This window comes from Daejeonella sp. (genome assembly GCF_037719425.1).
Taxonomy (GTDB): Bacteria; Bacteroidota; Bacteroidia; order Sphingobacteriales; family Sphingobacteriaceae; genus Daejeonella.
The window spans coordinates 745-26,664 of sequence record NZ_JBBJNI010000006.1 but is presented as its reverse complement, the minus strand read 5'-3'; the positions used below and the strand labels follow the sequence as shown (position 1 = coordinate 26,664).

Genomic DNA, 25,920 nt, shown 5'->3' with positions numbered 1-25,920 from the left:
CCAACTAACTACTAGCAGCGAACTAACTACTAACACCAAACTACTAACCACTAAACATGAAATTAAAAATCGCCCTACTGGCAGGAGATGGAATTGGCCCTGAAGTTATTGACCAGGCAGTAAAAGTATCTAACGCAATCGCCGCAAAATTTGGACACGAAATTACCTGGACACCAGCCATAACAGGTGCCTGTGCCATTGATGAGGTTGGCGAGCCGTACCCCGATTCAACTCACGAAATTTGTATGGCTGCTGATGCGATTTTATTCGGGGCTATTGGCCACCCGAAATATGATAACGATCCCAAAGCGCCAGTCCGGCCGGAGCAGGGCTTGTTAAAGATGAGAAAGAAACTGGGCTTGTTCGCAAATGTGCGTCCAACGTTCACTTTTCCGTCGTTGATCGATAACTCACCTCTAAAAAGAGAGCGCATTGAAGGAACTGACCTGATCATCTTGAGAGAGCTAACAGGGGGCATATACTTTGGTGAAAGAGGCAGAAAAGACAATGGAAATACAGCTTTTGACACCTGTACATATACCCGTGATGAAGTTATCAGGCTGGCTAAACTTGGTTTTGAAATGGCAATGACCCGAGGCAAGAAATTGTGCTGTGTCGATAAAGCAAATGTTCTAGAAACCTCACGCCTTTGGAGAGAAACCGTTCAGGATATGGAAAAAGACTATCCTGAAGTAACTGTTAGCTATGAATTTGTTGATGCTGTTGCCATGCGTTTAGTACAATGGCCAAGTTCATATGATGTTTTAATTACAGAGAACTTATTCGGAGACATCCTGACCGATGAGGCTTCAGTAATTTCCGGATCCATGGGTTTAATGCCGTCCGCATCGATCGGACTTCACACAAGCTTATTTGAGCCTATACACGGCTCTTATCCTCAGGCTGCAGGAAAAGATATTGCAAACCCTCTAGCAACAGTGCTGTCAGCGGCTATGATGTTTGAAGACGCATTTGGATTAAAGGATGAAGCGGAATTAATAAGAGACATTGTTAACCAGAGTCTTGCTGAAGGTATTGTTACGGAGGATCTTTCTGGTGATAAGAAAGCGTATAAGACGAGTGAGGTGGGAGATTGGCTTGCGAAACAAATTTTCTAGATTAGGGTAGGTTGAATTAGGATTCATATGATTATAGGATTTATAAGATGCTTGGTGTCTAAATTCCTATAATCATATTTATTTTTACTTGCTTATGAACCCTTCGTTATCCCTGTGATTGAGATTATAAACCCTTTTGAATTCTAAACTTCTTTTACCAAAATTTATAAGTATTCCAGAGGGGAGTTTAAAGGTTTTGCAATAGTTCATTGTCTGAGCCAGATGAGCATCTTCCAAACTGGGCAAAGCTTTTAATTCCAACATCACCGCATTTTCCACGAAAAAATCTACGCGCCCATAACCTACTTTGATATTATCGTAAAAAATCTGGACGGACATCTCGCGAACGAAATTCAGTCCTTGTTTTTCCATTTCAATTACCATTGACCGTTGGTAAACAATCTCAAAAAAGCCGGGGCCTAGTTTTGAATGGACCTGCATCGCACAACCTATAATTCTGTGTGTCAGCTCATCATATTTCACTATCGATTTTTATTCAATAATATCAAATAGAAACGAAAGTCTAGATCTTAAGCCTTTAACTCAGCATTATGCGTTTTAAATCCTATGAATCTTATAATCTTAAGAATCCTAATCAAGACAATATTTAATCCTAATCAAACTCCAAATACATCTCCAGTATCCGCTTAAAATCCTCTGAATCCTATAATCCTATGAATCTTATTATTTCCCCTAATCAAACTCCAAATACCTCTCAATCACTACCTGCACCCCTTGCCCCTTCTTATACATCCCGGGCTTGGTGTTTATAGCATGGATTCTTATCCCTTTACGCTCCAGCAGCAGATCTTCATAAAATCCTCTAAAAAAGATCTCCTCAATTTCATATTTCTTACTGGTCCAGCTGCTTTTAAGCTGTATCCATTCAGGATAGATCATCACGTTTGCAGCTTTGCTTTTTATTCCCATAGTCTTGGCTTCTTCAGAAGGCAGGGAAAAAGCATTTCCTAATAAACGGGCAGTATAAATGTGAGATGGTTTATCATAAATACTCGCCGGGTCTCCGGACTCGATCAGTTTACCATCTTTTAATATGAACATCTTGTCTGCCAGTGTCAGGCCATCTACCGGATCATGAGAAACCATGATGATAGTGATCCCAAGATCATTGCCAAGGCGTTTAAGATCGGCACGAAATTGTGTTTTTAATACCGCATCCAATTGACTGAAAGGCTCATCGAGTAACAGAACTTCAGGCCTTGTTATGATAGCTCTTGCCAGCGCTACCCGCTGCTGTTCGCCGCCGCTGAGTTCTACAATTCTCTTCTCAGCCAGGGCTCCGATGCCAAGCAATTCCATCATGTCTAATGATCTCTGCTTCTTTTCCTGTACGTTTTCATTTGAGAGCATGCTCTCAATGTTTTCGTAAACTTTAGCATACAGGTTCAGGTTGAAATCCTGGCTCAGCATCTTCATCGAATCGTGGCCAGGTAACAACTTTTCGTGCGGACCGGGAATATGCGCGCCGTTAAAAGTCAGCTCCCCGGCAGTTGGAGCCAGCGTACCAAAAATGAGTTTAAGAAGAGTACTCTTTCCGCTCCCGCTCTCTCCTACTATCGCTACAAATTCGCCTTTATCAATTGTTAGATTGATATCGCTTACTCCCGCATCAAGATCGACAGAGTAATGTTTGCTTACATTCTTTAAACTAATAAATGATTCTGGCATGAACCAAATATAATAAAAAAAGCCCCGTCGTAAACGAGGCTTATCCTATCAATACTCTACCTCTGACCTCTGACTTGCGAAGTTTAATAACCGATCAGAACGAAACTTCGCCAGTCTCTTTTTAAATTTTCAGACTGACGAAGTCACGTGCATGACGGAGATAGACTTCGTAAGTTAAAACCCCAGCATCAATCCAAAAGCTAGATTCTTGAAATCTTTAGGTCCCTGCCCTTCGGCGAAAACATCATTGCCATAATACTTAACATAAACTCCTGTGCCGCCGTAACCAAGTCTTGCGAAAGCCCCGTAACGGAACGGATTAAAGTTATAGTCATCTTTTGATTTATCCTTACCGTTTTCCGAACTAACCTGTTTGATCTTACCGTTTAACAGGAAGCCTACTTCAGGTCCAAAAACAAAGTTCAATTTGTTACCTTTCTTGTCATCTTTAGTCCGCAATTGCACCGACAGTGGGATTCTCAGATACTGGCTTGAAAAGCGGTTCTTTTTGAAATCTATGGTCTCCGTTACATAAGTAAGAGTAGGCTTATCCTTCTGGAAGGTGATGTTCTGTTTCAAACGCATATGATTCCAGTCAAGGCCAGCCCCTGCATATATCTTGAAGTAGCTATTAAAGCGATATCCCATCTGAAAAAATTCAAATCCGAAATTGCTGCTTTTCCATGTTTCGCGTTCAAGATATGAATTGGCAGGAAGCAGAGTAAAGCTTCCGTTGTCCCTGTAAGTGCTTAAACCAAGGTCAAATCGTGCTGCTACGAACTGAACAGAGAATCCTGATGACGGCTTGATCTCTGTTTTGGTTGTGTCTTTTCCATTAGTTCCAAAACGAATAGTGATACTTTTCTTATTGTTGTTTTTAACAGTATCTGCGGTAATCACAAGAACAGTGTCTTTTTTATTGACTTGAGCGAATGCGGGCGCGGTTAAAAATATAACGAGAGCGCTAATTAGTAATCTTTTCATTTGTGTGTGTTTATTCCTTGTTCTTTTTGCCGCGCTGCGGTCTTGGTTCTTGATACCCTGCCTGCCGGCAGGCAGGTTGATACTTGATTCTATTTCCTATTTATTTCTGCTTTTCAATTTTATAAGCCCCAGGTTGATTCCCGATACTTCTGAGCCCTCATCCCCATCTTTAAATTCAATGATCTTATCATCCCTGCGATCAACTTTCGAGATCACAAAGTTCACAAGGCTGCCTACACTTCTAATTCTTTTGGACGGAGGGTGCACCTGTTCCGGGCTAAGATCAACTTCTACAACAGCAGTATTCGCAATCATATCAGATTGGGTAACATCAAGTTGCGACTGATCTCCAGTGTATGTTGGAACTTTAACTTCTTTCCTTGGCTGAACTACTTCCGCGGTATTTCTTCTTGCATTATTTGAAGCTACAGCATCTTGCCTGGGCGCTGCCTCATAGGACTTTTCCGGTAACGTTACCTCTGACGGGGTATTAAAAGATTTCACTTCGGAAGTAGCCAGTTTAGAAAAGTCAAACCCTTTAATTTCAGGCTGGTGCGGATCCAGCATTGCAGCACCCGTTCCGAGATCTGAAATTGGGCTCTCAGGCATATTCTGAACCATCTCCTGCTGCGTTCCCTGCAATCTGATCACTTCTACGGGCCGGTAAAACCATAAGCCTGCTCCAACTACTGCAACTACACTAGCCGCTGCCATCCATAAAACAGGAAAACTTCTTTTCACTTTTCCCTTCTGATCCATCTTTGCAGCGATCTTGCCCCATACATCCCCTGAAGGCTGGAATTCAGCATCTACAAACCGCTGTTGAAATAATTTGTCTAATTCTTTATCCGATATTCGATGCATAATCTGAACCCTCCATTTTAATTATTTTTTCTTTTAATATAGCCCTGGCTCTTGAGAGTTGGGATTTAGAAGCTCCCTCACTTATGCCCAATTGTTCAGCAATTTCTTTGTGTGAAAAACCCTCTATCACATACATGTTAAACACGAGCCGGTAACCGTTTGATAAAGCTTGAACTAACTTCATCAAATCTTTCAGTTCGAGTCCGCTCATATCAAATGTACTTTGCGGCTGGTCATACACCTCGTCGATGTCAACCACATTTAATGTTCTGAGATTTTTGCGATAACTTTCTATGGCCGTATTAACCATAATGCGTCTTATCCAACCTTCAAAAGATCCATCCCCACGGAATTCTGACACCTTTTGAAAAACTTTCACAAACCCCATTTGCAGCACATCTTCAGCTTCATAACTATCCTTCGCAAACCGCATACAAACCCCCATCATTTTTGAAGCCAGAGTTTTGTAAAGATTCTCCTGCGCCTTCCTTTCTCCCCTCTTACAACCCTCTAGTAAACTATCTATAGTAAATTTATGATCCAAATTCATATGCTTTAAAGGTAAGATGTTCGGACGTATGATTTAGTTGCATTGGGGGAGAAAAAAAGTTTAACAATTATTAGCTCAGGAGAATTTGTTCACGTACACGGGAGAAAATGGTAATTAGACTTATTGTGGTGTCGTATAACAGAAAGTTGTTTTATTTACCGTAGGCCAGCAGCTTGGGCATTAAATTAGTCTCGCCCGCTCTTGGCCGCGGAGGCCCAGTTCTTTTTGCTTTAGGTCAAAAAGAACCAAAAACCCCACCGCTGCGTCTGCTGCTTTGGAAGCGTCTGCTGCGGATTGGCTTGTAATTACCGCACCAGCCAAGGCGGGATGACGGTGAACGGAGGCTCAGTGCTGAGGCTTAAGAAACGTACCTATCGCTTGCTGGTGTAGAAGGCCGGCCTGTGGCCTGCAGTAGAACCTAACAAGCGCTTTATTTGGGTTGGACCGTAGGACGGTGGGTAGCTGCCTTTAATAGATTTGCTGCTGGTGCAAGTTGCAGAACTCGCCCTCCTGAGATTTGGCAGTGAAGACGCGTTTTATCCTTTGCAGTAACATTCATCTCTTTCGCTGTCGTTAAGCAATCCGGAAAAGTGTTGTAGATTCTTTCATTATTTCACTGACGTACACACGGCTTGGATTGCACCTTTAGGATAAAGCGGGGATTTGCAACAAATATCAGGAAGGCGCGGGATTTTTGCCTACTTTTTTGCCTGCAGAAAAAAGTAGGTGCCCTTCCGCCGGCATGAGGCGGGAAATTTAAAATATTTATTATCTCCCAAAACTTATAATTTTATAACAACCATATTGACTACTATTACACATGGCTTTCGTTGATTACTACCAGGCACTCGAAATAACTAAATCAGCTTCAGATAAAGATATTAAAGCGGCGTACAGGAAAATGGCCCGCAAATATCACCCTGACGTAAATCCGAATGACAAGGATGCGCAAAAGAAATTTCAGGAGGTCAATGAGGCGAACGAAGTGTTAAGCGACCCTGAGAAAAGAAAAAAATACGATCAGTATGGTAAAGACTGGAAGCATGCAGATCAGTTTCAGGCTGGGCAGCAGTCGCAGCAAAGGCAGCAGCAATCCTGGGGACAACAAGATTTCGGTGGTGGGTTTGGCGGCGGATTTGGCGGGGAAGACTATTCAGATTTTTTTAGTTCTATGTTCGGAAGAGGTAAACAAAGGCAGGCAAATTTTAAAGGACAGGATTTCAATGCGGAACTTCGCCTGAACCTGAGGGATGTTTACACTTCCCAGAAACAAACCCTCACGGTTAACGGTAAGAATCTACGGCTGACTATTCCTGCGGGAATTGAAAATGGGCAGACTATAAAAATAAAAGGCCATGGCGGACAGGGAACCAATGGAGGGCCTGCCGGAGACCTTTTAATTAAGTTTGCTATTGCAAATGACCCTGAGTTCAAACGGGTGGGAAACGATCTGTATAAAACAGTCGAAATTGATTTGCAAAGCGCAGTATTGGGAGGTGATATTACACTTGACACACTCAGTGGAAAAGTAAAGCTCAAAGTAAGTGCGGAAACACAAAATGGAACTAAGGTAAAGCTGAAAGGAAAAGGATTTCCCATTTATAAGAAGGAAACCCAGTTTGGCGATCTCTACGTCACATACTTTGTAAAGATACCTACAGGGCTGACCGATAAACAGAAAGAGTTATTCAAACAGATTTTTGAACTTGGAAAATAACATTATGGTAAGAAAGAAACTGATATCAACAGACGAATTCTGTGTTCATCATAATATAGAGTTCTCGTTTATCCGTAATCTTTGCGAGTTTGGATTACTGGAAACTATCAAAGTGGAAAAAACCGAGTTCATTAATGAAGATCAGCTGGAGAAACTGGAACGAATGCTTCGTCTTCACAGAGAGCTTGAGATTAACGTCGAGGGAATCGATACTATCGATCACTTACTGGACAGGATGCACGATCTGCAGAATGAAGTTACTCAACTCAAGAACCGCTTGCGATTATACGAGGATTTGGACTAGTACCAAATAATTGGCTATATTCATACAAACTCCCGAATATGAACCTAATAGCTAAAATCTTAATAGCCATCGTTGCAATTGAACACCTCTATATCCTATGGCTGGAAATGTTTGCCTGGACCACTGCCGGTAAACGTACCTTCAAATCGATGTCAGCCGATATGTTCGAAAAAACAAAATCGCTTGCTGCAAATCAGGGTTTATATAATGGATTTCTGTCAGCAGGTTTAATATGGTCTTTGGTAATTACAGATGACGCCTGGTCCGAAAATATTGCAATCTTCTTTTTAGGCTGCGTTATCGTTGCTGGCTTATATGGTGCCATGACAGTTCAGAAGTCCATTTTGTTTGTACAAGCGTTGCCCGCTGCCGCTGCCCTTGCCGCAGTGCTTATTTTTTGACCTTGTGCAAGCGGAACTCCTGCTTGTAAACAAGAAATGATGAGTTTGAAAATTCAATCTTCTTTTTCCCTTTAGGGCGGTTAAGGTCCATCATCGGCTCAAACCTGAAATCCAGATACAGGTTAGGGATCAGCTTCTTTTGGTAAGAATACCTTATCATCAATAATTGGCGGTTTGCTTGAGTATAACCCACTTGATTAATATGCTGGGAAACGGACTGATATATGGGCATGCCCTGCGTGGCAATGAATTCGTTCGCATTCCAATAGGTGGCCATCAGCGAACCTAGTTTAGTGTCTATACCGCTATTCAGGAACCAGCCCCCGCCATTCGAATAAGCCTGAACTGATGTGAATGAAAGATCTCTATAATGGGTATAATAGTTTTCCGACCTAAAGGCGTTGACAAAACCTTTCAATGGCACTCTCAATTTAAAACCCATCGCGCCATTAACCAGGGTTTGTAGAGGCGCAGCAACTACATCGATTTGTCCGCCCTGGTGGAAAGCCGTCAGTTGCAAGGGCACCGATAGTCTGATATTGGAATTATCAAGTAAGGTAATTTCCGCAGAAGCGCCGCCAAGTATCTGCTCCTGATCTGGTGACGGCTTGTACACCATCCGCTTCCAGTTGATGAATGCATCCAGAAAAAAGGACTTATTATCTATAATAAACTGGGTGCCATATTCAACCGGCTCTGTGATCTTCTTTTCAAAATCATAAATCGGATCGATCATCCGGTGGTGAATGTTTCCTTCCAGAACCCCGTTGATGAGGGTTGCATTATGTTTCTGATATTTTACTGAAAATAGAGGGAATGTCCGGTAAATTCCGCGACCTCCAAAGTCCTTGCGGAGATGTACTCCTGCCGATATCGATAGTTGCGGGTGCGCATAATAAACCAATTGAGGCTCAAGCTGACCGCCGAACAAGGTGTACCCATCCTGGATCTTGTTGAAATATTCATAATTCCGCATGTAATTGAAATTATGAATGCTCAAATGAAGTTCATCGGTTTTTAAGCTATCGGGACGAATTCGGTATTCAAGGCTGTCGTTTACAATTTGCGCCTGGGAGCTAGTTAGTAACGCGACAAATAATACCAGAAAATAGATTTTCTTCATTAAGCAAATTCAAAACGCTATTCGCCTTAGTGGTAGGGCTGAAGCGCAAATGACAAAGATAGATATAACAGTTTAATGAAAAGGCCCTTTTATAAAAACTCCAATCTCCATACAGGGCGCTAACACTCGCTTAAAATACGATTTAACGGACAGGGTATCGGAGTAGTGGTAACACGAAATCCTCCATAATCATGGGATTCAGTTTTCATTGGAATATGACCTGGACGGAGTTAAAGTTAGCTTTCTAGACGCTCTATTCTAACCGCGGAGAGCGCAGAGTTTTACCTGCCTGCGGCAGGCAGGCGCGGAGTACGCAGAGGTATGATTATCATAGCCGCCGTTAACTAAGAATATTGCACGTCTCTGCGTTCTAACTTGAAAGACTGGCTATTTTAGTCTGATACAGATATGATCGAAAACGAAATCTCTACACGTGTTATCGGGATGGCTATCGAAGTTCACTCCCAATTAGGCCCGGGCTTACTTGAGAAATCATATCAACATTGCCTGAGTCACGAGTTGAAAAAATCTGGGCTTTTCGTAGAAGAAGAAAAGGCGATGCCGTTGATATTTAAGGATGTTAGACTTGATTGTGGTTATAGGATCGACTTGCTCGTTGAAAACAAACTGGTTGTGGAAATAAAAAGTATCTCAGAAGTGAACGATATTCATTTTGCACAAGTTCTCACTTATCTTAGAATGGGCAACTATAAATTGGGTTTGCTATTAAATTTCAATGTATTGTCAATGAAAAATGGCGTCAGACGTGTAGCAAATCACCTTTAGCCTCTGCGAACTCTGCGCAAAACTCCGCGAACTCTGCGGTAAAATAAGCGGCCGTAAAAAACTATCCCTTCAACCGATAATACTTATATATCTTCACCGCCGACATAATGATCATACTAAAAAGCACCAAGCCCACCAGCCCATAGATCCAGTCAATAGCACTTTTAAGGATTACAGTAAACACGATGGCAACGAGGAAGATGGTCGCAAGCTCATTCCAGATCCGGAGCTGAGTTGAAGTCCATTTGAAAATTCCCTGTTTTAACTGTTTGATTATATTCTGGCAGACAAAGTGGTAAATGAGCAGTCCCAGAACGAAGGTCAATTTAACATGCATCCAGGGCATAGAAAGAAGATCCGGATTCAAATAGACCATTCCCACCCCAGCCAGCACAGCAAGAACCATCGCTGGCGTCGTAATGATATACCACAGCTTATGCTGCATGATCTCAAACTGCTTCTGCAGAATGACCTTCTCCTTCTCAGGACGATCATTAGCCTCAACATGATATACAAACAGCCTAACAATATAAAAAAGCCCCGCCATCCAGCTAACGACGAAAATGATGTGGAGGGCTTTGAGGTAGAGGTAGGTCATAGAATTGCTTAAAGCTGAAAGCAAAAGGCTTAAAGCTTATTGATGATTAAATTCACGTTCGTCCTTAAATATCGTAGTTCCCTAGCTTCCAGCTTTACGCCTTTAGCTTTAGTCTAATACTTATACTCCTTCACCACCTCAATCGCATACTTCACATTATCAAACGGAATATCTGGCATAATTCCATGACCGAGGTTAAAGATAAAGCCTTTTTCGCCTTGCATCCTTTCGAACAGGCGATGGATCCTTTCTTTAACCACCCTTTTATCTGCGTAAAGAATATGCGGGTCAAGATTACCCTGTACGGCAATACCTGAAGGCAATTTTTTCTTAATATCAAGCAGATCTGCATTCCAGTCCACCGAGATTACATCTGGTTTCGCTTCTGCCATAAGCGGAGCAAAAACGGAACTTCCTTTACAAAAAGATATTACGGGAATATCCTTGCGGTTTAATTGAGAAATGATCTGCTTATTATAGTTGTGTGAGAATTCGGTATAGTCATCCCAGGATAAAGCAAGCGCCCAGCTATCAAATAATTGAACAGCATTTACACCAGCAGCGATCTGAAGATTCAGATAGTCTACTGTAACCTTGGCAATTTTTGCTAGCAGCTGATGTGCTAGCTCAGGATGGTTGTGGATCAAAAGCTTTGTTAACTTGAAATCCTTTGATGAGCCGCCCTCTACAAGGTAGCTCATAACGGTAAATGGTGCCCCGGCAAATCCGATCAAAGGAATGCTCCCATTGAGCCTCTGCTGGATTACTTTAATAGCGTCCGCAACATACTGGAGCTTGTCATCCACATCGGTAAGCAAAGCATCCACATGCGCCTGGTTCCGTACCGGGTTTGCGAATCTTGGACCTACCCCCTGAGTAAAGCTAAGCTCACCACCCATCGCCTCGGCTGTTACCAGAATGTCTGAAAACAATATCGCAGCGTCAATGTCAAGCAGATCAACCGGAAGCATCGTAACGTCAGCTGCGATCTCCGGCGTTTTACACATCTCAAGGAATGAATACTTGTTTTTTATTTCCCAGTACTCGGGCATAAAACGGCCTGCCTGCCTCATCATCCAAACCGGCGGACGTTCTGTTTCTTTGGAAAATGCTGCGCGTAAAAAAAGGCTGTCTTGTATGTTGTTCTGACTCACTATGCTTTATTAATTTCAGATTCGATCTTTTCAATAATGGTTTTTACCCTTGAGGTAATTTTATATGATTTGGCACGCTCAACATAGGCGGCCGCGCGTTCATATTCTTTCTTACGAAGGCTAAGGTTAGCCAGATGTACAAGCACAATCGCTTTATCGTTCTGGTTCCTTAAAGGAAAATTACTTGCTATTTGGAAGTGTTTTTCAGCCTCTTCGTAATTATGGCGGTGAAGCTCAACGTTCCCATAAATGAATTCATAAAAGCCCCGGCGATGCCGTCCAAGCCTGTCAGGATCTTCGATCTCCTTCAGAAGCTCTTCAGCTCCATCGTAGTTCTTTGCATGGAATTCACGGGCTGCCATTACCACTGTGCCTTCGCGGAAGTATCCCCAGATAAGAAGGGCGATACCAATACCAATAACAGCGGTTATTTCATAGGCGTGCTGGCTTATTGTCCAGCCCAGCAGAAATACGGCAACTCCAATAACCCAAAAGCGGGCCTTTTTAGTGAACATTTTTAATGGGTGTCTGTGAATTTATATCCAACTCCCCGGATTGAATGAAAATATGTAGGATTTTTTTGATCCGGCTCAAAGTACTTTCTGAAAGTCAAAATGAAGTTATCTATCGTACGTGTAGATGGGTAAACATCATAATTCCAGACTGTCTCCAGGATCTGCTCACGCGATACCGCTTCGTTACGGCGTTCAATCAAAAGCTTCAATAACATCGTCTCCTTCTTGGTTAGAGGTGTTACAGTGCCATCATCTTCCTTTAATTCAAACGAGTTGAAGTAGATAGTTTTATCTCCGATCTTATATGAATTTAGTTCCTTCAGATCATCACCCTTCATGCTTCTTCTTACCAGGATACCCACACGCAGTATAAGCTCCTCAAGATTGAAAGGCTTAACCAGGTAGTCATCAGCACCCTTTTTCAAGCCCATTACACGATCTTCACTGGTATTTTTAGCAGTAAGAAACATGATTGGAACTTCTGAATTTTCCAGGCGGATAGTTTCAGCAACCTGAAAGCCGTCAATTTCCGGCAGCATCACATCAAGGATCACGAGATTAAAACGCTCTTCCTTAAATATCTTAAGAGCTTTCTTTCCGTCTGTTGCTGTAGATACTTTGTATCCCTCCAGTTCCAGGTTTAGCTTGATAGCCTCCAGAAGATGATCCTCGTCTTCTACCAGTAAAATTCGTTGTTTAGTTGGCATGTGCGTTGAATATGACTTCGAAAACTGTTCCCGAAGGCTGATTGTTTTTAACTTTAATAGTGGCCTGATGCTTATCAAGCACCTGTTTAACAATAAATAAACCTAAGCCAGTTCCTTTAGTTTTACGTGTATCCTCGCTTCCCACCCTATAAAACTTCTCAAAAATACGTGTTTTTTCCAGATCACTGATACCTATCCCTGAATCGGCTGTTACGAAATGAACCTCTCCATTCTTGCGAAATAGCTCCACCTTAACCTCGGCACAGGGCGGTGAATATTTTACGGCGTTTTCTACCAGGTTAGTCACCATCGAAGTTAGTGCGAACTTATCCCCCACGATCTTAATTCCCTTTTCTACTTCAGACATAATAATCTGGGAACTGCAGGTATGAACCTGGAGCCTGTTGGTGACTTGCTTTACCAGGTCTGAAAAATTAAATTCTTCTTTTGGAAACGAATATGAATTGCTTTCTATCTGGCTGGCCATTAGCATATTCTCCACCAGGTCATCAAGGCGCTCAATATCTTTCAGGGAGTTATTAATGAAACCCTTTTGCTTTTCACGTTCAAGATCCCTCTTCAAAATGGTCTGCAGATATAATTTTATCGATGCCAGGGGAGATTTCAACTCATGCGTGACTGATAAAAGAAAGTTTTTCTGCTGCTGATGCAGCTTACGTTCTTTGCTCAGGGTTTTGTGCATATAATAAGCACCTACAAAAACAATAAAAAGAAAGACAGCTGCCTCTCCCACTATCATGCCTTTACTGTTTGGTCTGGCCGCAAGCAATAACGTCCCCCACCAAACAAGCTGGAAGGTCATGTAGACCACGAGACAATAAAATATGATTAGAGGCCTTCTCATTTCAATCGGCTCTTGCTCCTCGGAACACGAAATCCAAACTTTCGAAAATAGCACGTTTGGCTTTCTCAAGGTCGGTCTTCGAATGCGCAGACGAAACAAACCCTACTTCATAACCTGATGGTCCAAGGTAAACTCCCCGGTTTAATAGCTCGCGGTGAAACACCTTGAATTTCTCCATGCTTGAAGAGTCAATCTCATCAGCAGAACTGATAGTTTCCTGATCTGTAAATGCAAACCAGAAAATTGATGCGATCGAGAAGATCTTAAACTTGTAATTCCTTGCTGTAGCAAAACGCTGTATAGATTCGGTAAATTCCAGAGCTTTATTATTCAGGTCTTTATAAAAACTTGACTTTGACAACTCGGTAAGCTGGGCAATGCCTGCCGCCATGGCAACCGGATTTCCCGATAATGTACCTGCCTGATAAACTGGTCCGTCAGGGGAAATCATCTCCATAATCTCAGCAGAAGATCCGTACATGCCCACGGGCAGTCCGCCCCCTATAATTTTTCCGTAGGTTATAATATCTGGATTGACTTGGTAAAATCCCGCAGCGCCTTCAAAGCCCACCCTGAAACCTGATATAACCTCGTCAAAGATCAGGAGCGTTTTGTTTTTTGAACATATCGAACGAAGGAACTCTAGAAATTCTTTTGTCTGAAGCAGCAAACCATTATTAGCCGGAACAGGCTCAATAATAACTGCAGCGATTTGATCACTGAACTGTTCAAAAGCTGCTTTTACAGCCACTTCACTATTCAGAGGAACAACGATAGTTTCATCAGCGAAAGCTTTCGGAATACCTGCAGAAGATGTCTCTCCAAATGTCACAAGTCCTGAACCAGCTTTCACAAGCAATGAATCAGAATGCCCGTGGTAGCAGCCCTCAAATTTGATGATCTTATCACGCTTTGTATAACCCCGCGCAAGGCGGATAGCCGACATAACGGCTTCAGTTCCCGAACTGGTGAAACGCAGTTTTTGAATGTATTTATTATTCTTTAAGATAAGTTCTGCAAGCTGATTCTCCAATGCAGTTGGTGCACCGAAACTCATCCCGTTTTGCATCACTTCAACAACTTTCTCGCGAACCCCTGCATGGTTGTGTCCCAGAATGAGTGGGCCCCATGAAGCACAAAAATCGATAAACTTATTACCATCCGCATCCCATACAAAACTTCCTTCACCTTTTTGTATGAATAATGGTGTTCCGTGTACGGATTTAAAAGCCCTTACCGGAGAATTAACCCCGCCAGGAAAGTAGGTTTTTGATTTCTCATACAGTTCCGCAGATTTCTCTCTCGAAATATCAGGCTTCCCCGTATAATTCACCGGCACTTCAGCTTCTGATCCTGAAAATATTTTTTTTAATGACTCTAACATTAAGTGGTAAGTTATAAGTTGTAGGTTATAAGTTGCATAGTCTCATAACCCAAGTCTTGTATTTTAATATTTCAACACAGAATTGGACGTTTTGTGGAAAGTCTTGATTCTTGGTTCTTGGTTCCTGGCTCTTTTTCACATCCACCCATTCTCCAAAATCTCCTTCGCATGATAAGTAATGATAATATTCGCCCCAGCTCTACTGAACGCGTACATATTTTCCATTATAACCTTTTGATCATCGATCCACCCCTTTTGAGCAGCAGCTTTTACCATTGAATACTCTCCGGATACGTTATAGCAAGCTACCGGAAGATCGGTATTTTGTTTCAAACGATGAATTATATCTAAGTAAGCAAGTGCCGGCTTAACAATCAGGATATCAGCTCCCTCCTGCTCATCCAGCGCTGCTTCACGCATAGTTTCATGTGGGTTCCTGAAATCCATCTGATACGCTTTACGGTCTCCTTTGCTGGGTGCTGAATCTGCAGCTTCACGGAAAGGTCCATAATAAGCAGATGCAAATTTTATGCTGTAACTCATGATGGAGGTATTCTCCAGGTTGTTCTGATCCAAAACCTTTCTTATCCCTAAAACACGGCCGTCCATCATATCTGAAGGGGCGATCATGTCGGCTCCCGCCTGAGCATGAGTAAGTGCCATTTTTGCCAGTACACCAACCGTTTGGTCATTGTGTACCGTATCATCATGCATGATGCCGCAATGTCCATGTGTGGTATAGGCACAGGTACAAACATCAGTAATGACGAAAATATCATTTCCAAAAGCTGACTTAAGTTCTCTTACCGCATTCGCTACGACCGAATTTCTGTCATAAGCTGAACTTGCATCTTCCGTTTTTTTCTCGCCTACCCCAAAAAGCAGGACTTTATTTATGCCCAGCTTCAGTGATTTTTCTACATCCTTTACTAATGCATCAGAGCTAAAGTGGCTTATGCCCGGCATCGCATCAATACCAAGCACTTTATCCTTGCCAGGAACTACGAAATAAGGATAAATGAACATATCCTTTGAAAGCCGGGTTTCGGCAACCATTTCCCGCACAATTGGCGATTTCCTTAATCTTCTGGGGCGTATCAGCATATTCTTAGTATGAACTATCTCTTCTGCTACTATAATCTAATGCGAAAACAGCTTCGGATAAGCCAACCTCATCGGGAGAGTATGGCAAAGTATATTTTACACCCATCTCATCAAACTTCTTACCGGTAGACTTTCCAATACAGATAACCTGCTGGTCGGGCTCAAGTAAATTATTAACGAAATAAGATTCAACATTTGAAGGGCTTGTGAATATCAGGACATCAGCATAGGACTGGGCTACATCTTCCTCTGGAACCGTCTCGTATACCGTCAGTTCAAGAATCTTCGTTTGTGCCGACAACGCTTTCTGGATCGTTCTCAAAGAGCCTTTTGCACTCGGGAATAACACATTCGTGCCGTTAGCGATCTGTGCAAATTCCTTTGCGATATCCTTTGTATCGATGCCTTCTTCTTCCCCGTTGAAATCAGCAGTTTTGCCGAGGTAGCGAAGAGCATCTTCTGAACCTCTGCCCAATACGCCAAACTTTGCTTTTTTCGGCAGTTGCGGATCCAGCCTGAAGAAATATTCAATCGCATTTCGGCTGCTGAAAAATACCCAGTCCGTATTCCTGAGAATATGTGAATCCAGTTTATTTATTGAAGGGAAGGTTTTAATAAGCGACCGGCCCTCAAGCTCTATTCCATGCTTTTCAAGTGCTGTTCTAAAATAACTGGATTCCGGCAGTTCTCTTGTGATGAATACGTTCTTTGGAAACCTGCGCTCGGGGTCAAATTTAGCAACAATCTTTTCCGCCAGTCCGTTAAGTGTTTTTGACTGCATAAAAAGGCGATCGGGAAATTCATCCCCTTCGCCGGCTTTTGATGTCCAAACCTGATACTGAGCTCCGTCCTTACGGCAATAGCAACCCAGCGGCATATGACATCCACCGTCAAAAAGGTTAAGTACTTTACGTTCCAACCCAATTTGTTCGGCTACATCCTGATGGTTCAAAGGCTGCAGTTTTTGAAAAAGCTCTGTATCGTTTTCACGGATCTGCATGGCAAGCACGCCCTGTGCAGGTGCCGGAATAAATTCTATCGGATCAAGCTCCTCAACATAAAACTCGCTCAGATCGATCCCAAGGCGATGAACACCGGCCTTTGCAATCATGATCGCATCATAATCCTCATCCAGCAATTTTTGGATCCTGGTAGGCACATTGCCTCTCAGTTCTTCAACTTCAAGATCCGGACGAATCGCCAGAAGTTGTGCCTTTCTGCGATTGGAGGATGTACCAACCATTCCGCTGAACTTCACAGACATTTTTTGCTGAATGTCTACACAATCTTTAAGGATGATCAATAATTCTGATGGGTCTTCACGTTCGGAAACCGCAGCGATGATCAATCCGGCAGGATGATTTGTAGGAAGATCCTTATGTGAATGAACTGCAAGATCAATTGTTCCGCTTAACAATTCGTCTTCAAGCTCTTTGGTGAAAAACCCTTTTCCTTCCAGCTTATCAAAGCTCAGGTTTATTATTTTGTCGCCTTGAGTCTTTATGATCTTCAATTCAGAATCAAGGCCAAGTTTTGCGAGTTCGTCTTTAACAAAATTAGCCTGCCATAATGCAAGCTCGCTACCTCGTGTTCCAATTATAATTTTAGAATTTCCGGTTATTCCGGGCATATTATCAGACATGGCATTTGTTATTGTCGGCTATTATCGAGGGGTAAAATTAACCAAAATGACCGGCATCAGATTGGTGTCAGCTATTATTTATCAGGATATCCTTTGCCATGATCATAGGCACACTAATGTACTTTTTCTCCATGTAGTTCATCACCTTGGCCAAAACCTCACGAGAGTTTTCATCCATGCTTTCTATATCCTGCGCGAAAATGCGATTTATGGCTGTATCCTTAATCTCTTTGATTTTCTCAGGAACATCCCTCATAGCAATTTCTACCCGCCGTTGTTTTAGAACAGGTTTGAACTCCTGAATGTTTTGATCAATAATGCGTTCGGCGAAAATCAGTTCTTCATAACGTTCCTGAAGGTTACTATTCGCAATTTCCTGTAAGCTATGTACTTCTATAAATGTCAGCGGATTTTTCTCAACAACGGTGCAGCAAGTGTCATTAGGGACAGCAAGATCTACAATTACTTTTTTGGAAGTATCTCCATTGAGCAGTGACTGATAAATATCGTTGGTAATTACAGGCTCTGTTGCACTGGTGCAGGTTATGATAACATCAAAGCCTTCCTTGTAACTTTTAAGATCTTCCAGATTAAAAGCTTTGCCCCCAAGTTCTTCAGCAAGAACTTTCGCATTCTCAAGCGTGCGGTTAAAGATGGCAAAATTTGAATATTTATGCTTTTGGAGGTATTTGGATAAATTCTTATTGGTTTCACCAGCGCCGATAATCAGAACACGGGCATTTGTACACATCTTCAGTTCGCGCAGCTTGCGATAAGCAAGCGAGACAACTGATATCGGTTTACGTGCGATCCCGGTGTGGGTGTAAACTTCTTTAGCGGTTTTTACAACACGGCTCATGACCAGGCGTAAATAATCGCCGGTAAAACCAGCTACCCTGCAGGTCTCATAAGCTTTACGGACCTGTGCAAGGATTTCTTTCTCCCCAACAACGAGACTTTCCAACGAACATGAAATACGAAGGAGATGGTTGAGAGCTTCGATATCTTCGTAAACCGAAACCTGGCTAACAAAATTATCGATCTGCTCCTGCGGAATACATAGGTTTAGTGTGTGTATAAATTCCTTCACAAACTCGTTATCCAGAATCCGGTCAGCTGTAAACACAAATTCCACCCGATTGCAGGTACCGACGTAAAAGATTTCAGGAATATCGAAACGTTGCTTTACACGCTCGAGGCTGCATTCCAGCGTCTCGTTACAAATCACAAATTTCCCAAGATCCTTGAGGTCTATGTACTTGTGTGTAAATGCAATAACTTTTAAAAACTTCAATTCCCGCTATCCTAAAGTAAAAAACCGGCACAAATGTAATCAATAAGCGATTTTGTCTGTGTCACCTGTTTGTAAACACGGATGTTTAGACTGATTATAAATTAGGTGGAGTTGTACGTTATACGTTGTACGTTATAAGTCTCCTGAACTACGTACCAAGCTTCTACAAACTTTAAGTAAATATGCAAACTATAGCCAGCAAAAAATATTTAAGCACCTCGCAAACATAAAACTTCAGGCGTCTCGCAACGTATAACGTAAAACGTATAACGTACTACTCTTCCATGTCTTGAATACGAAGAATTTGCTGCTTAAGATAAATATCAACCAAAACAACCCCCATCCCGATCATTATCGAAACATCGGCCATATTGAAAATCCCGGTCTGAAATAAGCCAAAATTCATATGCAGAAAATCAGTCACAGAGCCAAAGCGGATCCGGTCGTAGAGGTTACCTGCACCCCCGCCGATAACGAAGCAAAGCCCCGTAACTAAGAGCTTCGACATGTTAGTTTTACCGATCACTAAATATAATCCCCAAAGCATGACCATTACCGGCAACACATTTAGGATCACTAACTTAATAAATCCTGGCATATTACTTCCCAGGCTCAGGAACGCGCCCGTATTTTCCACTCTGGTAAGGGTTAGAAAGTTATCGACAACTCTGATAGTTTCATGGTATTCGATCTTATTTCTTGCGATATTCTTAGTAACCTGATCGCACCCAATGTTGAGCAGGATGGCAGTGAGAATGACGAGATTTCGGAGGAGGAGGCTTATTTTCATTATTGAAATTACTTTACAAAAGTTGAAAACTGAAAACTGAAAGTTGAAGCAGACGACACCTACCTTCCCTTTTCAGTATCAAGTATTTCACTTTAGGTACACCACATTCAGTTTTCAACTTTCAGCTACTACTGCGTCAGGTTCACTATATTCACCTTTCAATTTTCAGCTTTCAGTTACTACTGCGTTAGGTACGCTATATTCAACTTTCAGTTTTCAATTTTCAGTTCTTCAGCCAAACATACAACCTAAAAGCCTCAACCTAAAACGTAATACTCTCTAAAACGTTATCAAGATATGATCATAAAGCAAACATTCACAATAAACGGGGCAGAAGGCAAGCCAATTTTAATGGACCTGACCTATAAAACCGGTAATGAGCGGGCTCCAATGGTTGTTTTCGTGCACGGGTTTAAAGGATTTAAAGACTGGGGTACTCACAATATGGTGGCAGAATATTTTGCTGCACACGGGCTTCGTTATCTAAAATTTAACTTTTCACATAACGGAACCACACCGGAAAGTCCTGAAGACTTTGTTGACCTCGGCGCTTTTGGCGACAATACATTCACCAAAGAGTTTGAAGATTTGGATCATGTGATCAACTTTATAAAAAGCGGTCACGAATTTCCTGCGCCAGTTTCATTAACGCTCATCGGACATAGCCGTGGCGGAGGAACCTGCATTATTCAGACTGCAAAGGACGAACGCGTTGACAAATTAATTACCTGGGCTTCCATTGCGAAATTTAACAGCTTATGGAAAGCAGAAGACGAGGATGAATGGCGTCAGAAAGGTGTGATCTATAACTTTAATACCCGTACAAAACAATACACTCCATTAAAGATCGATCTGCTTCACGACCTGGAAAAACATGCCAGATCGTATGATATTCTCATTGCGGCAGAACGGGTCAACAAACCATGGCTGATCATTCATGGTGACGAAGATATTAATGTAAATATTGATCAGGCCAAAGAGCTGGAAAAGCGCTCCCAGAGTGCGGAACTATTTGTAGTCACCCACGCTAACCATGTATTCGGCTCCGAACACCCGTTTACGAGGGACGACCTGCCCCTGGAGCTTCAATTGGTTTGCGAGAAAAGTATTGAATTTTGCTTCGCTTCGCTCGCAAGGACAATAAATTCAAATCCGAATTCTGAATAGTTTTATAAATGACATTATTGAAACCAGTTGTCTGCAAAACAACGCTTCATAGAGGCTTTTTTTGAGCCCAATGTCATTGTGAGTGAAGCGAAGCAAAACTATGTCATTGCGAGTGAAGCGAAGCAACCGGCTCCACCCAATTCCCATCTTCCCTGATGATCCCAATCAATTCATCAAGCGCATTTTCCGTATTTACGTTTTTCTTAACAACTTCCTTACCACGATAAAGCGTGATCTTTCCAGGCCCTGTACCTACATAGCCATAATCAGCATCGGCCATTTCGCCAGGCCCATTCACTATGCAGCCCATGATCCCGATCTTTAAACCCTTGAGATGGTCGGTACGACTGCGGATCATCTGGGTCGTGATCTGCAAATCAAACAGGGTCCTACCGCAGCTCGGACAAGAAATATACTCTGTTTTTGAGATCCTTGAGCGTGTAGCCTGCAGTATGCCGAAAGAAGTCGTTAATATCGTTTTAGGCCAGATATCCGGTGCATCCAGCCAGATCCCATCGCCGAAACCGTCAAGCATCAAGCCGCCGATATCGGTAGCGGAGTAGAGTTGGAATTTGTCAGCTTCGTTTACCGGTTGGTTGTTGGTTGTTGGTTGTTGGTTGTTGGTAACCCCAGAGTTAACTACCGCGTCATTAGTCCGATTTACAACTGTCAACTGTCCACTGTCAACTGTCAACTCATAATTTCTTTTAATAATAACAGGTACTTCCACCCCCGTTTCTAAAAATCGGAGAAATGCGGCCCTTTGATCATGAAGCCCGCAGATCTCATTCGTTTCTAAAACAAATACCAGCGTATTGTCGAGCAGGATCCGGTCGCAAAGCTCGCCGTCAATATCAGCGTTAGTTATATAAACCAGATTCAATGAAAAATCCTTCTCCTCTGCCTCAACATATTCCTGCAAGGTATACAGGGGGTGACAATTAGCTTTATTCTGAAGCTTCCGCCACGTCGAGTAGTTATAAAGCTGCTTTAAATTGCCCGGAAAACTGAATGAAGGCAGCTCATCTCCCAGGTAAACAAAGTCCGTCGACTGCTCACCCATATTATACTTGTCCAGTATCGGCGAATAGATATAACCTACATCGCTGAGTATCGCAGGGTCTTTTAAATTCTTTGTGGAGAGATCAATAATTACTCGTGGAACCTGGTGGCCGCCGATGAAGGTGTTGAGTTCTGTGGTTTTACGCTTTTCGTAGCTGTATGGGGAGTGGTGGGTTGTTAGTTGTTGGCCTGCCTGTCCGGTAGGCAGGTTGTTGGTTGTTGGGCTGGATGGACTAGCCGCTCCGGGTACGTCTGCCCGTAATTCGTAATTCGTAATTCGTAATTCGCGCAGCCCATAGCGCTCCGCCAACGCAATCGCCACAGGGGCTTCAGCTTCCGGCTCCTCCGTTAAGGACACTCGAATAGTATCGCCTAAACCGTCTTCGAGCAGAGCTCCAATCCCAACAGCCGATTTGATCCTGCCGTCTTCACCATCCCCGGCTTCAGTCACGCCCAGGTGTAAAGGATAGTTCATGCCTTCCTTCACCATGGTTTCAACCAGCAAGCGGTAAGCCTGAACCATAACCTGCGGATTGCTCGATTTCATGGAGATCACCAGGTTATAGTAATTCAGGTCTTCACACATACGCATGAATTCCATCGCCGACTCAACCATTCCCTGAGGAGTATCGCCATAATGGCTCATGATCCTGTCGGATAAAGAACCATGGTTGGTACCGATCCGCATCGCAGTTCCGTATTCCTTACAAACCTTGACTAATGGCGTAAATTTCTTATATATCCGCTCAAGCTCAGCTTGATATTCTAGTGAAGTATACTCGAAATTTTCGAACTTCTTTTTATCCGCATAATTGCCCGGATTGATCCTTACCTTTTCGACTATCCGCGCAGCTTCTTCAGCCGCATTAGGAGTAAAATGTATATCTGCAATTAGAGGAACATTATATCCCCTGTGCTGTAATTCCTTTTTAATAACTCCGAGGTTTCTGGCCTCTTTAATGCTTGGAGCTGTTATCCGGACATACTCACAACCTGCATCCACCATCCGTATCGACTGCTCCACAGTACCGATTGTATCCATCGTATCCGTAGTTGTCATGCTCTGGATCCGGATAGGATTCACCCCGCCCATCGCAATCTCGCCAATCTTAACCTCCCTGGTTAAAAACCGGGAATAGGTGCTTTGAGAGTTACAGTAAATGCCGGGAAGGCTGGAGATGACTGGTTTGTCCATTAACAATTTGGGATGCAATCCACAAAAATAGGGAGAAAAATTGAGAGTGGGATTAGGATTAGGAGGATTATAAGATTCATAGGATTCCGGGCGGAGAGGATTACTAACAGGAAAATCATTCATCCTTTTTTGTATTTTTATCTTAACACTTTTTCACATGGGAAAACTAAGCTTGCGCAACTGTCTTTTATTTTTTTGTCTGATGATAATGAGCATACCAGCGCATGCTCAAAAAATCCTCGCATCTTCAACCGCTAAACATGCGTTCTCTGATCCTAAAACACAGGATGTTTTTAAATTAACCCTTACAGGAAATACGCTACTCAAGTCAAAGGCGACTTTCGAAATTTTTAGTCCAAGGGGAATTCGTTTGTACCATGAGACGTTTGAGGGATTCTCGCTATCCAATGAGCTTGAGATTGATGGCTTCAGCGTAAAACAAGAAGAAGAATATATCCTAAAAAGAGTTAAAGAATTCTTCGATAAGAAAAATTTCCTGACGCCCGCTATAACTCCAAAAGACCCGACCGACACCGACTATTCCGATTTAAAGATCTGGAATGATATCCGTACCGACCGCACAGCAATAGGCTTTTCATACTTATTGAGCTACGAATACAATCGAAAAATCGCCTGGTCTAAAAAGCTGAAGAAGACCGTGGCTTATTGGGGATGCTGCTAACCTCTATTTTGAAAAGCACTCTGGTAAAAAAGCAATTAACGGTTTACGTTTCAACAAACAAATAGCTGCGCTGTACATTTCGTAAATTCGAACAAAGCTGGTTATTATGAAAAAAGGCAAAGGAGACATGCAAAACGACCGGCAATGAGGTGCGGGATCATTTTGTTGACGTCAACAAAATGATCGAATTTGCCAGGCACATTTATTTTCTCTAATGATATTAGTAACGGCTACTTGCTTCGATCAGGTTTAGATGGATCAGTAAGTACTGCTATTAAAGTTTCCATGCACAGCGAATGATTGAAAACAAGAAGGTGATGTGACGAGACAAGTAATTGAACTTCAGAGAAATATTATTAACAACTATTTGGAATGGTGGAAAGTTGTGATTAGGTTTAATAATCTAAATCTCGCATTATAGTCTTCACTTTGATTTTCAAGCACCTTCGTATTCCCTAATACTAAAATAACTTCTTATAGTACCATGAAAAAAATTTAGAATAGATAAATATTAATGAAGTTTTACCTCGGAACAACAGATCACAACTGGTTTAATTATTTGAGCAAGATTTCTCCTGAGGATATCAATTTCTGGCAGCCTGGCGGTGGTACAAATTTCAGAATTCTTCAACAAGGAGAACCTTTTCTCTTCAAATTAAAAGCCCCATATCATGTCATAGGCGGAGTTGGCTTTTTTTCTAGTCATACACTGTTACCCTTGAACATGGCTTGGGATGTGTTTAGAGAGAGAAATGGCTCAAGATCATTCCATGAATTCTCAAAATCCATTCTAGCTTACCGAAATGATAAAGAAACCTTGAATCCCACAATTGGATGCATAGTTCTAACTGATCCTATTTTTTTCCGGCTAGAAGATTGGATCTCCGTTGATCCATATATGAGTAAAACTGGAATAGTGCAAGGGAAAGGGTTTGACACGACTACGTTAGCAGGTATTGAACTGTGGAATCAAATTGACTTGGTCATACAAAAATACTCTAATATTGGTTTAAATATACCCGGCTCACCGCTCAGTTTTTCCGATTCCGAATGGCCCGGGTATGGAAAACCAGGGTTGCACAAACCAAGAATCGGTCAGGGAGCATTTCGCGTTCTAGTTACGGATGCATACAGTCGAAGATGTTCAATCAGTGGTGAAAAAACTTTGCCAGTTTTAGATGCTGCACATATTAAACCTTATAATGAGCAGGGGCCACATCACGTCTCAAATGGAATATTACTAAGGTCTGACATGCACAAGCTTTTTGATTGTGGATACATTACTATTACTAAAGACTACAAGGTTGAAATCAGCAAGGCAATTAAGGAGGAATTTGAGAATGGAAAGGAATATTATCAATATCATGGTAAAGAGTTGTTAAACCTTCCAAATCAAATAATTGAGAAGCCAAATTCTGATTATATTGAGTGGCACAATAATATATTTAAAGGTTAATCATCCGTACCTAACATGGACCTACAACAACAAATCCAAACCTACATCACCACCCAACCCGAACCAAAACGCAGTGACCTCCAGGAGCTGCACCGCCGCATCACCCTTGACCTCCTCCCAGGATGTAAACTATGGTTCTCCGATGGCAAAAACAGCGAAAATAAAATCGTTAGTAATCCCACTATTGGCTACGGATTTCACACCATAAAATATGCTAACGGAAAAACCAGGGAGTTTTTTCAAATTGGCATGAGCGCAAACACAACCGGTATCTCTATTAGTATTAATCAGTATCAAAGATAAAACCTTCTTAGCCCAAACGTTTGGAAAAGACCTGGGCAAGGCAAGCGTGACCGGGTATTGCATTAAGTTCAAAACTTTGAAAGATATAAATGTTGATGTACTTGAAGCGGCAATCCGGTATGGTACTGAGGTGACAAGCGAAAATTAGAATTTTAAGCTCAGGAAAACCAGAAGGCATTTATTGAAAAATTCGAATAGAAAATTTAAGGTTTAACAAAAAAAATTCTATATTCACATAAGCACCCCTGCTACAAAAACCCCAAATCCAACCCCCATTCCTGGCCCCTAAAATTACATTACAGAATCAAGTCTAACACACTCTTTCCTTCGGAGCTTGTTCGGAGGTTCTTCGGAGGTCTTAGGGAAGTTGAAAGGAGCTCATCGGAAATTCTATGACTAACCTGTGACTAAGCACTGACCTACCTCACAAGAATAAAGCAACATTTCTCCGACACCTTTCGTATAA

The 25,920-nt window shown here is 42.2% G+C and carries 26 protein-coding genes; 9 read left to right on the top strand and 17 right to left on the bottom strand.

Annotated elements, in window-relative coordinates; all coding sequences use genetic code 11:
- The first annotated feature begins 56 nt into the window (after positions 1–56).
- Positions 57–1,118, top strand: a complete 1,062-nt coding sequence (gene leuB / locus WKF69_RS01630) for a 3-isopropylmalate dehydrogenase (protein WP_340378980.1) — start codon at positions 57–59, stop codon at positions 1,116–1,118.
- Between the two features lie 84 nt (positions 1,119–1,202).
- Here the strand turns inward: leuB and WKF69_RS01625 are convergent, their stop codons facing one another.
- From WKF69_RS01625 to WKF69_RS01605, 5 genes are all read right to left on the bottom strand, one after another.
- Positions 1,203–1,601 (bottom strand): GxxExxY protein, encoded by a 399-nt coding sequence (locus WKF69_RS01625; protein ID WP_340378978.1) that lies wholly within the window; start codon positions 1,599–1,601, stop codon positions 1,203–1,205.
- 210 nt (positions 1,602–1,811) lie between these two features.
- The gene (locus tag WKF69_RS01620; RefSeq protein WP_340378976.1) at positions 1,812–2,807 is read right to left on the bottom strand and encodes an ABC transporter ATP-binding protein; all 996 of its coding nucleotides are present in this window, start codon (positions 2,805–2,807) and stop codon (positions 1,812–1,814) included.
- Between the two features lie 174 nt (positions 2,808–2,981).
- Positions 2,982–3,791: a hypothetical protein gene (locus tag WKF69_RS01615; RefSeq protein ID WP_340378974.1), complete on the bottom strand. Its 810-nt coding sequence runs from the start codon at positions 3,789–3,791 to the stop codon at positions 2,982–2,984.
- A gap of 96 nt (positions 3,792–3,887) precedes the next feature.
- Positions 3,888–4,655 (bottom strand): hypothetical protein, encoded by a 768-nt coding sequence (locus WKF69_RS01610; RefSeq protein ID WP_340378972.1) that lies wholly within the window; start codon positions 4,653–4,655, stop codon positions 3,888–3,890.
- The gene (locus tag WKF69_RS01605; protein WP_340378970.1) at positions 4,636–5,205 is read right to left on the bottom strand and encodes an RNA polymerase sigma factor; all 570 of its coding nucleotides are present in this window, start codon (positions 5,203–5,205) and stop codon (positions 4,636–4,638) included. The genes WKF69_RS01610 and WKF69_RS01605 overlap by 20 nt, the downstream gene beginning before the upstream one ends.
- 820 nt (positions 5,206–6,025) lie before the next feature.
- On the opposite strand from WKF69_RS01605, the gene WKF69_RS01600 reads away from it, so the two are divergent.
- The 3 genes from WKF69_RS01600 to WKF69_RS01590 are packed head-to-tail and all read left to right on the top strand — an operon-like array spanning position 6,026 to position 7,627.
- Positions 6,026–6,922, top strand: a complete 897-nt coding sequence (locus tag WKF69_RS01600; protein WP_340378968.1) for a J domain-containing protein — start codon at positions 6,026–6,028, stop codon at positions 6,920–6,922.
- 4 nt (positions 6,923–6,926) lie between these two features.
- Positions 6,927–7,226, top strand: coding sequence for a chaperone modulator CbpM (locus tag WKF69_RS01595; RefSeq protein WP_340378966.1), 300 nt, complete (start codon positions 6,927–6,929; stop codon positions 7,224–7,226).
- Between the two features lie 38 nt (positions 7,227–7,264).
- Entirely contained in the window at positions 7,265–7,627 is a 363-nt protein-coding gene (locus tag WKF69_RS01590) for a DUF1304 domain-containing protein (RefSeq protein WP_340378964.1), read from the top strand.
- On the opposite strand, the gene WKF69_RS01585 is transcribed toward WKF69_RS01590, so the two are convergent.
- On the bottom strand, positions 7,617–8,750 hold the full coding sequence (locus WKF69_RS01585) for a hypothetical protein (protein WP_340378962.1): 1,134 nt from the start codon (positions 8,748–8,750) through the stop codon (positions 7,617–7,619). The genes WKF69_RS01590 and WKF69_RS01585 overlap by 11 nt on opposite strands.
- Before the next feature lie 408 nt (positions 8,751–9,158).
- Between WKF69_RS01585 and WKF69_RS01580 the strand changes: the two genes are divergently transcribed.
- Positions 9,159–9,536 (top strand): GxxExxY protein, encoded by a 378-nt coding sequence (locus WKF69_RS01580; protein ID WP_340378960.1) that lies wholly within the window; start codon positions 9,159–9,161, stop codon positions 9,534–9,536.
- Between the two features lie 61 nt (positions 9,537–9,597).
- Here WKF69_RS01580 and hemJ read toward each other — a convergent pair whose 3' ends face one another.
- The 10 genes from hemJ to lspA form a co-directional block, all read right to left on the bottom strand.
- Positions 9,598–10,134 (bottom strand): protoporphyrinogen oxidase HemJ, encoded by a 537-nt coding sequence (gene hemJ, locus WKF69_RS01575; protein WP_340378958.1) that lies wholly within the window; start codon positions 10,132–10,134, stop codon positions 9,598–9,600.
- A gap of 113 nt (positions 10,135–10,247) precedes the next feature.
- Positions 10,248–11,273 (bottom strand): uroporphyrinogen decarboxylase, encoded by a 1,026-nt coding sequence (hemE, locus tag WKF69_RS01570; RefSeq protein ID WP_340379047.1) that lies wholly within the window; start codon positions 11,271–11,273, stop codon positions 10,248–10,250.
- 14 nt (positions 11,274–11,287) lie between these two features.
- A complete protein-coding gene (locus WKF69_RS01565; protein WP_340378956.1) occupies positions 11,288–11,803 on the bottom strand; it encodes a tetratricopeptide repeat protein in 516 nt (171 codons plus the stop codon).
- A gap of 2 nt (positions 11,804–11,805) precedes the next feature.
- The gene (locus WKF69_RS01560; RefSeq protein ID WP_340378954.1) at positions 11,806–12,510 is read right to left on the bottom strand and encodes a response regulator transcription factor; all 705 of its coding nucleotides are present in this window, start codon (positions 12,508–12,510) and stop codon (positions 11,806–11,808) included.
- Positions 12,500–13,375: a HAMP domain-containing sensor histidine kinase gene (locus WKF69_RS01555; RefSeq protein ID WP_340378952.1), complete on the bottom strand. Its 876-nt coding sequence runs from the start codon at positions 13,373–13,375 to the stop codon at positions 12,500–12,502. The genes WKF69_RS01560 and WKF69_RS01555 overlap by 11 nt, the downstream gene beginning before the upstream one ends.
- Position 13,376: 1 nt before the next feature.
- The gene (gene hemL, locus WKF69_RS01550) at positions 13,377–14,759 is read right to left on the bottom strand and encodes a glutamate-1-semialdehyde 2,1-aminomutase (RefSeq protein ID WP_340378950.1); all 1,383 of its coding nucleotides are present in this window, start codon (positions 14,757–14,759) and stop codon (positions 13,377–13,379) included.
- A gap of 135 nt (positions 14,760–14,894) precedes the next feature.
- Positions 14,895–15,863 (bottom strand): porphobilinogen synthase, encoded by a 969-nt coding sequence (gene hemB / locus WKF69_RS01545; protein WP_340378949.1) that lies wholly within the window; start codon positions 15,861–15,863, stop codon positions 14,895–14,897.
- A gap of 4 nt (positions 15,864–15,867) precedes the next feature.
- Positions 15,868–17,505, bottom strand: a complete 1,638-nt coding sequence (gene hemC, locus WKF69_RS01540) for a hydroxymethylbilane synthase (RefSeq protein WP_340378948.1) — start codon at positions 17,503–17,505, stop codon at positions 15,868–15,870.
- 67 nt (positions 17,506–17,572) lie between these two features.
- Positions 17,573–18,799 carry a glutamyl-tRNA reductase gene (hemA, locus tag WKF69_RS01535; protein ID WP_340378947.1) on the bottom strand — a complete coding sequence of 409 codons (1,227 nt, stop codon included), beginning with the start codon at positions 18,797–18,799 and terminating at the stop codon, positions 17,573–17,575.
- A gap of 274 nt (positions 18,800–19,073) precedes the next feature.
- Complete coding sequence (lspA, locus tag WKF69_RS01530) at positions 19,074–19,589, bottom strand: signal peptidase II (RefSeq protein ID WP_340378945.1); 516 nt, start codon at positions 19,587–19,589, stop codon at positions 19,074–19,076.
- 297 nt (positions 19,590–19,886) lie between these two features.
- Here lspA and WKF69_RS01525 point away from each other — a divergent pair, with 297 nt between their 5' ends.
- The gene (locus tag WKF69_RS01525; protein WP_340378943.1) at positions 19,887–20,756 is read left to right on the top strand and encodes an alpha/beta fold hydrolase; all 870 of its coding nucleotides are present in this window, start codon (positions 19,887–19,889) and stop codon (positions 20,754–20,756) included.
- Between the two features lie 103 nt (positions 20,757–20,859).
- Here WKF69_RS01525 and ispG read toward each other — a convergent pair whose 3' ends face one another.
- Entirely contained in the window at positions 20,860–23,013 is a 2,154-nt protein-coding gene (gene ispG, locus WKF69_RS01520) for a (E)-4-hydroxy-3-methylbut-2-enyl-diphosphate synthase (RefSeq protein ID WP_340379045.1), read from the bottom strand.
- A 208-nt stretch (positions 23,014–23,221) separates the two neighbouring features.
- Here ispG and WKF69_RS01515 point away from each other — a divergent pair, with 208 nt between their 5' ends.
- The 3 genes from WKF69_RS01515 (at position 23,222) to WKF69_RS01505 (ending at position 25,454) form a co-directional block, all read left to right on the top strand.
- Positions 23,222–23,695, top strand: coding sequence for a hypothetical protein (locus WKF69_RS01515; RefSeq protein ID WP_340378941.1), 474 nt, complete (start codon positions 23,222–23,224; stop codon positions 23,693–23,695).
- A 514-nt stretch (positions 23,696–24,209) separates the two neighbouring features.
- Positions 24,210–25,151 carry an HNH endonuclease gene (locus WKF69_RS01510; protein ID WP_340378939.1) on the top strand — a complete coding sequence of 314 codons (942 nt, stop codon included), beginning with the start codon at positions 24,210–24,212 and terminating at the stop codon, positions 25,149–25,151.
- Between the two features lie 15 nt (positions 25,152–25,166).
- On the top strand, positions 25,167–25,454 hold the full coding sequence (locus tag WKF69_RS01505; RefSeq protein WP_340378937.1) for a hypothetical protein: 288 nt from the start codon (positions 25,167–25,169) through the stop codon (positions 25,452–25,454).
- Positions 25,455–25,920: the final 466 nt, after the last annotated feature.

Excerpts from the sequence above, each read along its gene's own strand:
- leuB (WP_340378980.1), top strand. The coding sequence starts at position 57 with ATGAAATTAAAAATCGCCCTACTGGCAGGAGATGGAATTGGCCCTGAA.
- WKF69_RS01620 (WP_340378976.1), bottom strand. The coding sequence starts at position 2,807 with ATGCCAGAATCATTTATTAGTTTAAAGAATGTAAGCAAACATTACTCT.
- WKF69_RS01615 (WP_340378974.1), bottom strand. The coding sequence starts at position 3,791 with ATGAAAAGATTACTAATTAGCGCTCTCGTTATATTTTTAACCGCGCCC.
- WKF69_RS01610 (WP_340378972.1), bottom strand. The coding sequence starts at position 4,655 with ATGCATCGAATATCGGATAAAGAATTAGACAAATTATTTCAACAGCGG.
- WKF69_RS01605 (WP_340378970.1), bottom strand. The coding sequence starts at position 5,205 with ATGAATTTGGATCATAAATTTACTATAGATAGTTTACTAGAGGGTTGT.
- WKF69_RS01600 (WP_340378968.1), top strand. The coding sequence starts at position 6,026 with ATGGCTTTCGTTGATTACTACCAGGCACTCGAAATAACTAAATCAGCT.
- WKF69_RS01595 (WP_340378966.1), top strand. The coding sequence starts at position 6,927 with ATGGTAAGAAAGAAACTGATATCAACAGACGAATTCTGTGTTCATCAT.
- WKF69_RS01590 (WP_340378964.1), top strand. The coding sequence starts at position 7,265 with ATGAACCTAATAGCTAAAATCTTAATAGCCATCGTTGCAATTGAACAC.
- WKF69_RS01585 (WP_340378962.1), bottom strand. The coding sequence starts at position 8,750 with ATGAAGAAAATCTATTTTCTGGTATTATTTGTCGCGTTACTAACTAGC.
- WKF69_RS01580 (WP_340378960.1), top strand. The coding sequence starts at position 9,159 with ATGATCGAAAACGAAATCTCTACACGTGTTATCGGGATGGCTATCGAA.
- hemJ (WP_340378958.1), bottom strand. The coding sequence starts at position 10,134 with ATGACCTACCTCTACCTCAAAGCCCTCCACATCATTTTCGTCGTTAGC.
- WKF69_RS01565 (WP_340378956.1), bottom strand. The coding sequence starts at position 11,803 with ATGTTCACTAAAAAGGCCCGCTTTTGGGTTATTGGAGTTGCCGTATTT.
- WKF69_RS01560 (WP_340378954.1), bottom strand. The coding sequence starts at position 12,510 with ATGCCAACTAAACAACGAATTTTACTGGTAGAAGACGAGGATCATCTT.
- WKF69_RS01555 (WP_340378952.1), bottom strand. The coding sequence starts at position 13,375 with ATGAGAAGGCCTCTAATCATATTTTATTGTCTCGTGGTCTACATGACC.
- hemL (WP_340378950.1), bottom strand. The coding sequence starts at position 14,759 with ATGTTAGAGTCATTAAAAAAAATATTTTCAGGATCAGAAGCTGAAGTG.
- hemB (WP_340378949.1), bottom strand. The coding sequence starts at position 15,863 with ATGCTGATACGCCCCAGAAGATTAAGGAAATCGCCAATTGTGCGGGAA.
- hemC (WP_340378948.1), bottom strand. The coding sequence starts at position 17,505 with ATGTCTGATAATATGCCCGGAATAACCGGAAATTCTAAAATTATAATT.
- lspA (WP_340378945.1), bottom strand. The coding sequence starts at position 19,589 with ATGAAAATAAGCCTCCTCCTCCGAAATCTCGTCATTCTCACTGCCATC.
- WKF69_RS01525 (WP_340378943.1), top strand. The coding sequence starts at position 19,887 with ATGATCATAAAGCAAACATTCACAATAAACGGGGCAGAAGGCAAGCCA.
- ispG (WP_340379045.1), bottom strand. The coding sequence starts at position 23,013 with ATGGACAAACCAGTCATCTCCAGCCTTCCCGGCATTTACTGTAACTCT.
- WKF69_RS01515 (WP_340378941.1), top strand. The coding sequence starts at position 23,222 with ATGAGCATACCAGCGCATGCTCAAAAAATCCTCGCATCTTCAACCGCT.
- WKF69_RS01510 (WP_340378939.1), top strand. The coding sequence starts at position 24,210 with ATGAAGTTTTACCTCGGAACAACAGATCACAACTGGTTTAATTATTTG.
- WKF69_RS01505 (WP_340378937.1), top strand. The coding sequence starts at position 25,167 with ATGGACCTACAACAACAAATCCAAACCTACATCACCACCCAACCCGAA.